The following is a 9,248-nucleotide window of genomic DNA, read 5'->3' on the forward strand; positions in this document are numbered from 1 at the left end:
TTGTAAAGCATGGCAAGTTAAAATCTGTAGATAATTACGATAAAATTAGGAGGCGTTTTATGGAAAAGAATAATTGGTTTATATATTCTAAGGAAAATGAAGGTGAATTTTACTTTAAAGAAATTATTGTTATTAATAATCAGATTCATTACACAACAGGTCTATATAGTACTTGGGGGAGAACAGAGATTATAAATTATAATAACTGGAGCGATCTGTGTAATGAATTGGATAAGATAAAAAGTGATGTAGAGGAAGATGGATATGAACTAATAAGATTATGGCATTTTGATGAATCGCAGTTTGATTATAAGTTACTAGAATATGAGGTAGAGATTGCTTTAAATATGTGTATTAAAGAGGCTCTAAATATACATCCAGATATTAATGGGATAGCCATTGGGACTGATGACGGTGCAATGACTATATTCCCCATTTTTACAGCATTTGACTCAATTGATAATGTGGATGGTGAAGAACTGTTTTTGTTTGATTCATGGAAGTTTTGGGATTTGGATTTTAATTTGTTTCAAGTGGCGTATAGATTAATATTAAGTTTTAGATCTGAATTATATAGTAATGAATTGGTTTTTGAGAAAAATTATGACGAATTTTGTGACAAGTTTATAGGAACATGCATAAAATCAATGAATAAAGCGAAAGACTCAATTAATCAAGATAAGGAAAACTTTATATTTATGGTTTCATCAACTGAAAGTGAGATGACTGTAGAGAATTTTAGAATCTTAAATAACGATAAAATCAGTGAGCGATATTGTGAGTGTATGGAAGAGTTTTAAATTTATTATACTAGGAGTTACTAAAATGAATTTATTTGAGCAACAAATAGTTGAATTAACAAGCCTTTTATTGAACGATGAAGAATATAATGACATAAAAAATATATTGATTAATAGTGGCTTTTGTATTAACAAAATAGTATTAGTATCATTTATTGAAGATGAGGAAGAAAATGAATATGGAGTTCTTGTTACAAATGATAAAAGAGTTATAGAATATACAAGGTCAACTAAAGTAGAACAAAGCAACAAAAAATATTTCACTAGTGTGGATATAACGGATAATGATGAAACGATTATATTATATCCACAAGTGCAGATAGCATTCCATATGATAGATAATGGAGATATTCTATGATGATGACTCCATAGTATGGAAAGTAATGAACCTAGATGAAGGAGGATTTTAATGAGCGTAACAAAAGAATGGCTATCTAACTGGGAACTGAAAAGGGAGAAATTAAGTTCTCCAGTGGATTTTAATGAATATTATACATCGTCTAATATTGCTGGTAGAGAAATAGATATACTCAATATAGGATACGGTTCTGTCCCATCAGGTGAACTCCTAGTGCGTGATCCGCTGTGCTTCCTAGCAAGTCCACACGAAAAGACGTATTTTCAAACAGTACCTAAAGGAAAATTTTTAGTTGAGCTGTGTGTAGTGAAACCAACTAAAGACGAATGTGGAAGATATGCAACTGCTAGAATGCGTTTTACAGAAGAGAAAGCAGTACGATTTGAAGAAGCACTTATTGGCTATGAAGATTTAGATAACTTAGAAGAAGATGATTACTATGGCTTTAATGTAGATGCAGGACTTGCTTGTATTTGTGACAAAACTGTACATAAGGCTTATTGTGACTTTTTTGAAAAATGGCATAAAGAACACGAAGAGGAATGCGGAAATCTATACCTTGATTATTTTGCTGATTTGTTTGAAAAGAGTTATAAAATAAGTCCTAAATACCAATGCAGTGGTGGAGACTGGATTAATTGGAAAATACCAGAGACAGATTATCATATGCCTATTTTTAGGTCAGGTTTTGGTGATGGAACATATCCAGTCTACTGGGGATATGATAAAGCTGGGTCAATTTGTCAGATGATTGTGGAATTTATAGATATTAGACTAGCTTATGAGGAGGAATAATGAATGGATACTAAAGAAATAGATAATATTATTAAACCTTTTTTTTGGGTAGAGCATAGTAGCACAGCTTCTGTTTGTTTAAATGTAGGTGAATATCTTCAAGATGTTTTTGATACACGTGCTAATGAAGGTTTTGAGGGCGGTGGATATGACTGGGAAAGTTTGGCACAAGTTTTTTTAGATGAGTGTCGACCAGATTTAAAAAATACTATCAAAATGGATCCAGAAGGCAGTATGTTTGTAGCTTATTCAGAGGATAAGATGGCTTTGCGTGATTTCATCCTTTGTTTCAAGAATGCGTGTGAAAATAAAACGTTAATTTTGGATTTATTTAGCCGTGCGGAACTAGACTAAATATATGAAAGGAATGGTATTAATTACGATGAATAAAAAGAGAGAATTACCAAAATTTAAGTATCATCCAAATCCAATTAAAACAGGTACTATTAAGGAATCAAAAGCCAAATGTGAAGTATGTGGTAAAGAAGTTGACTATGTATATGTAGGTCCATTTTATAGTACTTCTGATGTGGAAGATATATGTCCGTGGTGTATAAAAAATGGGAAAGCAGCAGAAGAATATGATGGTGTTTTTCAAGATGATTTAAGTTGTGATGAGGTAAGTGATGTAAAATTATTAGATGAATTAATATATAGAACACCAGGATATTGTGGTTGGCAACAAGAATACTGGCTTAGCCATTGTGATGACTATTGTGCTTTTATTGGATACGTTGGTTATGAAGATATCAAAGATTTTATTAATGAATTAAAAGAGGATATTGAGAATTTTGGATATACTACCGAGGATATAAAAAATTATATGAGAAATAATGGTAGCTTACAAGGGTACTTATTTAGATGTCTAAAATGTGGAAAAAGAAGATTGTATTTTGATTGAGATTAATTCATATATAAGATGGCTTTTTTTAGAAATAACATAATTGTGAAATTATCTTAACTAAATAAAGCATAGATTTGTATATCAAAGAGAGGTTTTTAATACATGTTAAATATTATAAAAGAAAACAAGAAATTATCAGAGTGTCTCTTGACTATATTTGATTTTGAAATTTTAGATGATTTCAAAGAGCCAGATGATGCAGATGGACATCTGACATATAATATAGCAGGTAAAACATTTGGTATATGTGGAGATGGAAGTGAGTATATTCTACTTGATGATGGTTCTATTGGATATTGGGGAAGCGAAGGGCAAACAGGTCGAATATCTGATAGTATAGATGAGTTTTTCGAGTTTATAATAAACTGTCCCTATTGGCAGGACTATGTTAGAAAAGAGATGTATATAAACAATGCTGTACTTTCTAGCTTTGCAAAGGGAGCCTTTGAAAAATTAATGACAGCTATGAAAGAGGATAATATTGACTTAATAAAAAAGCAAAGGTATGTAGCCGAAAAACTAGGAATAAAATTATATGGTAATGGTGCTATAGAACTATTAACAAGATTCTATACAAGTGCAAATCGTGAGCCTAAGTTTTATAGTGAATATAAAGAAGATGATGGTAGTAAGAATATTAGTTCGGGGACACTATTTTAAAATCCATTTGTAATGAAGTAGATAGAATTGAAGGCTATCTATTAAAGGAAGATGGGATAGACAAAATCAAATAGAAAAACTTCCTACAGGAATTAACACATTATGATTTTTAATAAGATAAAAAGAAGCATCAAGTATAGATGTGAAGATTGGAGCAGTTAAAATGAGTGAATTGACAAAAATGCTAAATGAAGGATATTTAGCCATAGATAGTGGCGAGTTTGAGCGTGCCTATGATATGTTTTTAAAAGGTACTAGGATTTATAATAGCAATGTCCAGTGTGTAAAAGGGCTTGCCTTATGTGATTTTTATAGGGGTAAGTATGAAGAAGCGATTAGGAGATTTAATGAGGTTCTAAAAATACAGCCTCACGATTTTAATGTACTTAGTTGTTATCAAAAGGCCTATGATTTGATACAAATAGACTTATTAAAAAAGTCTATATTAACATCAGAAGAAAAGAAACTCCTTGCAAGATGCTACAAAGTAAAAGAGCAGTATGAAAATGCCTTTAAAGTACTTAAAGAGATAAGCAGTACTTTAAGTGCGGAGGAAAGCCTAGATTTAGCAAAGCTAACAGGAAAAGTTTTCCCAGAACATTTTCAGTTAAGGAAACAGTATATAGAAAAAGCAATTAAGGCTTATGAAAAAGAAGGTCTAAATGCCTATATGCCCTATCATATGTTGGGACGAGCTTATTATGATGCCTATTCGGTGGATGAGTTAATAGAACATGGTTCTGATGTTATTGCTATTTTTGAAAAGAGTATAGCCTTAAATAAGGACTACGGACACAACTATTATCTAGTGGGAAGTATTCTGAAGTTGAATGACCAATATGAGGAAAGCTTGCCTTATTATGATTTGGCTATAGAAAAGACAGAAGGTTTAAGAAATAATTATCTTTTAGGCAAAATAAAGAGCTTATATTTTACACGCAGATACCATGAATGCTTGGAGACTATTTTCTACTTAAATAAGTATGATTATCAAGGTGGTAACTTTGCAGAAGCCTTACTCTATGCAGGATACTGTTACTATAAATTAGGTGAATATCATACTGCTGAGGAATATGCCCACCGCGCTGCGCGTGAAGATTATGATGCCGATGAAGTAGAGGATTTATTAGATTATATTTCAGAAGGACGAAAAGAGCGAGAAGAAAAAAGAAGAGAACAGAGAGAAGAGAAGGTAGGGCTATTTGGAAGAATTTTTAATAGGTTTAAGCAGTAGAAAATGTATATAGAGGAGTGAAGAGATGTTAACGATGAAAGATAGAAAAGAAAGTGCCCTAGCTTTATTTGCACCTATGTGGATAACAGGAAGAGAAGAAAAGCTGAGTATCAGAATATATCATGTAGACCAAGAAGAGGCCAGATTTATGTTAAGTGATCATTGGGGGATAAGAAAACGTGTAGAGTTAATTGAACAAATTGATATAATGTCAAATGCTAATGGTCATTCTTTAGAGTATATGGAGTATCAAGAAATGTTACTAGGAATGGATGAAGAAGAGATTCCTGACTATATTAACAGTATTAATGATGAAATGGTTAAAAATCAGTTGATTGTTATTAATACTTATAAATATGATCTGAGAAAATGTGGTGGTAGGGCTTTTGATATTTGTAGAGGACAGTTCTTAGCATCAATAGGCTTTATAGCAGGATTTTTAAAAGAAAAAGAAGCATGGGAATATATTTTAAGCACTTATGATAAATACTGTGAACATTTTACTTCATGGGAACAATATATGTTGAGCTATAATGCTGGTCGTCAATTCTGGAGTGGCAATACATCGGAAGCATATGCAGAAGGTGAAATTAGTTATAAGTATATGCGTTTATTTATTAATGAGAAAAGTTTGTTTGGAGCGTAGTAACATTTTCAAAGCCTATTTGGTGCTATGAATGCAAATTTGGCATTGAAACAAGAGAAGTAGATGATATTAAAAGACCTAAGCCAGATTAAGTCAAAGAAGTTATATGCAATATAAAATTATATGAGGAGAAAAGTTGATTAATGGAAAAAGCTATTAATATTGGGGACTACATACTTTTTGGAACTTATAATGAAGAACCTATAATATGGAGAATCATCAATAAAGATGATGACGGTGATTTACTATTGTGGTCAGAATACATTATAAGTTATAAAGCATTTGATGGAGCAGGATTTTTATTCGGTTTTACTAGTAAAGAGAAAAGAAGTATTAAACAAGTGAATCATAAGGTTTTATTAGCAGAGATGGATAAAGAAAATGCAGATGGTGGAAGAGAACTACATAAATATGAGTATGGTGATCCAAAGGAAGCAATGACTAATTATGATATAGCTTTTTATGAGAACTTAAAGGATAAAGTATTTTTATTATCTATACAAGAATTAACAGATTATGTTCACGATAGAGAGTATGATTATAAGAAGACTATGACCCAAGAAGCACTTAATAAGAATCAATTTTATAATGAGAGAATAGATGGGGAGACAGATTGGTATTGGTTTCGAACACCATCAACGTCTTGCGGTGCTACTGTACGTGATATGGGTGGTTATGGTTTTATCACTGATGCAGGGGTCAGTACAGATAGCTTAGGTGTAGTTCCTGCTTTATACATTTATGTATCATCACTCCAAAGCTTATCTGGACAAGGAACAAAAGAAAATCCCTATATTAGTAAAGAGTGAAAGAAGGTAATGATAATGGAATATAATAAATATGATGTGAACGCAATTTTTTTTCATGAAGATATGTACTTGCAGATAGAGAATAATATCAAGTAATTTTAAAAGGAATGTTTGCATATTATGAGTAAATTTATTAGGAAGCCTTTAAAGATTGAGCAACTTGTTGTTATTGAGTTTAAGATATTAGAAGAATATGATTTATATGTTGAAAAGAACACAGATTTTTTTGATTTACAGACTATTGTTTATTTAGATGAAGTAGTTGATATTGATGATGAAACAGATGAAGAGATATATCCTAAATTTGTAATTAAGAAGGATTTGGAATGGTACTTTTCAGGGCAGGTGCTTAATTACATTATAGATAACACAAAATTCCAGTTGAAAAATCCAAGTGTTCAAGATTATATCAGAAATTTGAATAACTATAGTTCACATGATTGTTTCTATACCTTTAATGAGTGATTTAGAAAGACTAATAGATACAGTAGAAGTTTGCTATTGTATATTAATATTAAGAGAAAGAAGTAAAATAAAGGCTGGGAGATGTTTCGAAGGGATCTTATTATAAAATTTCTTAAAGAAACTGAAAATATTAAAAAGGATAAAAATAGGAGATGGAAATAAGAATGAATGAACAAATATCGTGTGAAAAATGTAGAAAAAACAAATCTTTTGAAAGGTTATGCAATGATTGTAGAGTAGAAGAAGAGCGTAATATAATAAAAAATCTGTCAAATGATGAAGTTGATAAAAAAGTTAATGAAATAATAAAAGATATAGAAAATGACAGTTTAGACTATGATGCATTTATGTCTTTATTTACAATACGAAGGATTAATACCAAAAGGATTGCAAAAGTAGCATTTGATACTAAAAACTATTGGCCAGAGGAACTTTATGTAGACGCTGACGAGAATGTTAGGGATGGACTTATAGAACTATTATCTAATCAAAAATATGACAAAACGATAGTTGATAACGTTTTATTATGTCTTTCGGTTATAGGAGATGATGTTGTTAAAAAGCAGTTTTATAAGTGGCACAAAGAACCTATGCCTTGGAGAAAATTACTATATGTTGGTACACAGAGTTATGCAGAAGGTGGAGGATTTACATTTGATGAAGATGGTAATGTAATAAAACTGGTTTTTGATAAGTGTTATACTTTAATCAAGGGTGATAGTAAAAAAGCACCAGTAAAAATTGGACAAATTAGAAAGGATCTGTGCCCTATATGTGGGTTACCCTTAGTAGATATTATAACAATTGATGGTAGCGATGATAGACTTAAATATCTTGGTATTGATGGAACCGTAAGTGCTACTGTTTGTGTTAATTGTGTTGGTTTTGAAGATATGTATTCTAAGTATGTCCTTAATGGAGAGAGTCATCTAATTGGAGATTATAAAAATGGTGAAAATTGTTATATAGAATTAGATGAACTTGAAGGAATAGTTAGCAATAAATATTCTCTTGGGGAAGAGGTTCATTCATATTATGGTGTATATGGTGGAATTAATACTATAGGTGGCTTTGCTGATTTTGCACAAGATTTTAAATATCTTGATTGTCCTGTCTGTGGCGAAAAAATGAAATATCTTTCTCAAATACATTGGGATACAATATTAGAAGACATTGAAGGAACAATATATATGAATATCTGTACAGATTGTAAGATAATTGGTTCTTTCCATCAACAAACATAATAAATAAACTAGAAATGGTTATGGATAATTTCTACTTGATAGCATAGAGCTAACTAATCGTGATATTAGATATGGGTAGTTATTTGGTTGAGTTTCTTTATATATCACAACTTAAATTAAACTTAATAACGCCAGTTATAATTCGTCATGTAATTGAGCAAGTCATAGTTGTGGGTGGGTTGCTGAATCTAAAGGAACTCCAATAAGAGTTGATTATGATTATGACAGCAAGAAATTATTTGTCACAGCAAAATAGTAATAAAATATTTATTAATTAAAGAAAGGAAGATAAAACAAAATGGGAATTTGTGCAAACTATATTGGGATTGCAAATGAGGATATTATAAAGTTAAAAAGCGATGCTGATTTAGCTGAAATCGTTTACGCTTCAGAGGAAGGTGATTATTCTGTTGGTGTAAATATTGATAAAATGTGGGACGCACTACATTTTCTATTAGTTGGCACTTCGGCTATAGAGATACAGGAAAAAAACATCGTAAGTATGGCAATTATAGGCAAAGATACCATCACCGAGGGTGAGGATTTTGTGTCTATTGCAGTAAATGATAAAAATTCTGTAAGGCAGATTGCGAAGAAATTAAAGAACATTGATATTCATCTGGCACTTGAGAATGACTTTGATATGCAGAAGTTTTCTGATAATGATATCTACCCAGATATTTGGGATTTTGATGATGAAGAAGATGAGATTAAAGATGATTTGAAATGTTGTTATGAAAATCTATATGAGTTTTATTATAAAATGGCAAAGGAAAATAAAGCTGTGTTTGTGATGATTACGTAAAATGAATTTGTAACAAAGAATGATTTGGAATGGTACTTTTCAGGGCAGGTGCTTAATTACATTATAGATAACACAAAATTCCAGTTAAAAAATCCAAGTGTTCAAGATTATATCAGAAATTTGAATAACTATAGTTCACATGATTGTTTCTATACCTTTAATGAGTAATTCGCAAGCTTAAATGAACATGAAAGAGAAGAATACTTAAAAAACATACTAAACCAAAATAAAATGATACGAGGAGAAAAGATTATGAAGTATAATTTACCAGAGAAATTGATGAAATATCAAGATATTATTAATAGTTCAATGAAGCCAGTTGTTAAGATTAAAGGTGAAAAGGTAAATACCTTATTATGGGATAGTAAAATTGGTGGTTATCCCTATTGGGTAACAAAACTGTTACAACAAATTTAAACAAAACTATACAAATATGTATAGAAGTATAGATTTATAACAGGATACCCTGCGTATCGTGCAAGCGGTGCGTACTCGGTGTTAATTGCTTTTAACTCCTAAAGCCTTGCA

13 protein-coding genes and 1 pseudogene are annotated in these 9,248 nt (G+C 31.0%); all 14 read left to right on the plus strand.

All coding sequences use genetic code 11. From position 1 onward, the window contains the following. The first annotated feature begins 59 nt into the window (after positions 1–59). The 14 genes and pseudogenes from N4A48_RS13215 (at position 60) to N4A48_RS13275 (ending at position 9,137) form a co-directional block, all read left to right on the plus strand. The gene (locus tag N4A48_RS13215) at positions 60–800 is read left to right on the plus strand and encodes a DUF4303 domain-containing protein (protein WP_293666705.1); all 741 of its coding nucleotides are present in this window, start codon (positions 60–62) and stop codon (positions 798–800) included. Between the two features lie 25 nt (positions 801–825). Further along, the gene (locus tag N4A48_RS13220) at positions 826–1,158 is read left to right on the plus strand and encodes a hypothetical protein (protein WP_293666706.1); all 333 of its coding nucleotides are present in this window, start codon (positions 826–828) and stop codon (positions 1,156–1,158) included. 51 nt (positions 1,159–1,209) lie between these two features. Beyond that, positions 1,210–1,953 carry a DUF4241 domain-containing protein gene (locus N4A48_RS13225; protein WP_293666708.1) on the plus strand — a complete coding sequence of 248 codons (744 nt, stop codon included), beginning with the start codon at positions 1,210–1,212 and terminating at the stop codon, positions 1,951–1,953. A gap of 3 nt (positions 1,954–1,956) precedes the next feature. Further along, positions 1,957–2,307: an Imm51 family immunity protein gene (locus N4A48_RS13230; RefSeq protein ID WP_293666710.1), complete on the plus strand. Its 351-nt coding sequence runs from the start codon at positions 1,957–1,959 to the stop codon at positions 2,305–2,307. Positions 2,308–2,335: 28 nt separating this feature from the next. Continuing rightward, complete coding sequence (locus N4A48_RS13235; protein ID WP_293666711.1) at positions 2,336–2,854, plus strand: CbrC family protein; 519 nt, start codon at positions 2,336–2,338, stop codon at positions 2,852–2,854. Between the two features lie 105 nt (positions 2,855–2,959). Further along, positions 2,960–3,517, plus strand: coding sequence for a hypothetical protein (locus N4A48_RS13240; RefSeq protein WP_293666713.1), 558 nt, complete (start codon positions 2,960–2,962; stop codon positions 3,515–3,517). A 142-nt stretch (positions 3,518–3,659) separates the two neighbouring features. Continuing rightward, entirely contained in the window at positions 3,660–4,751 is a 1,092-nt protein-coding gene (locus N4A48_RS13245; protein WP_293666715.1) for a tetratricopeptide repeat protein, read from the plus strand. A 25-nt stretch (positions 4,752–4,776) separates the two neighbouring features. Beyond that, a complete protein-coding gene (locus tag N4A48_RS13250; RefSeq protein ID WP_293666717.1) occupies positions 4,777–5,397 on the plus strand; it encodes a DUF1266 domain-containing protein in 621 nt (206 codons plus the stop codon). Positions 5,398–5,540: 143 nt separating this feature from the next. Continuing rightward, on the plus strand, positions 5,541–6,206 hold the full coding sequence (locus N4A48_RS13255) for a DUF6273 domain-containing protein (RefSeq protein WP_293666719.1): 666 nt from the start codon (positions 5,541–5,543) through the stop codon (positions 6,204–6,206). A gap of 120 nt (positions 6,207–6,326) precedes the next feature. Further along, positions 6,327–6,671 (plus strand): DUF7716 domain-containing protein, encoded by a 345-nt coding sequence (locus N4A48_RS13260; protein ID WP_293666721.1) that lies wholly within the window; start codon positions 6,327–6,329, stop codon positions 6,669–6,671. Positions 6,672–6,835: 164 nt separating this feature from the next. Next, entirely contained in the window at positions 6,836–7,915 is a 1,080-nt protein-coding gene (locus tag N4A48_RS13265; RefSeq protein ID WP_293666722.1) for a hypothetical protein, read from the plus strand. 298 nt (positions 7,916–8,213) lie between these two features. Continuing rightward, on the plus strand, positions 8,214–8,720 hold the full coding sequence (locus N4A48_RS13270; RefSeq protein WP_293666724.1) for a DUF1877 family protein: 507 nt from the start codon (positions 8,214–8,216) through the stop codon (positions 8,718–8,720). A 15-nt stretch (positions 8,721–8,735) separates the two neighbouring features. Then, positions 8,736–8,888 (plus strand): annotated as a pseudogene (locus N4A48_RS15090) (DUF7716 domain-containing protein); the annotation flags it as partial. An 84-nt stretch (positions 8,889–8,972) separates the two neighbouring features. Continuing rightward, positions 8,973–9,137 (plus strand): hypothetical protein, encoded by a 165-nt coding sequence (locus N4A48_RS13275; RefSeq protein ID WP_293666726.1) that lies wholly within the window; start codon positions 8,973–8,975, stop codon positions 9,135–9,137. Positions 9,138–9,248: the final 111 nt, after the last annotated feature.

The organism is Tepidibacter sp. (genome assembly GCF_025210165.1).
Lineage (GTDB): Bacteria > Bacillota > Clostridia > Peptostreptococcales > Peptostreptococcaceae > Tepidibacter_A.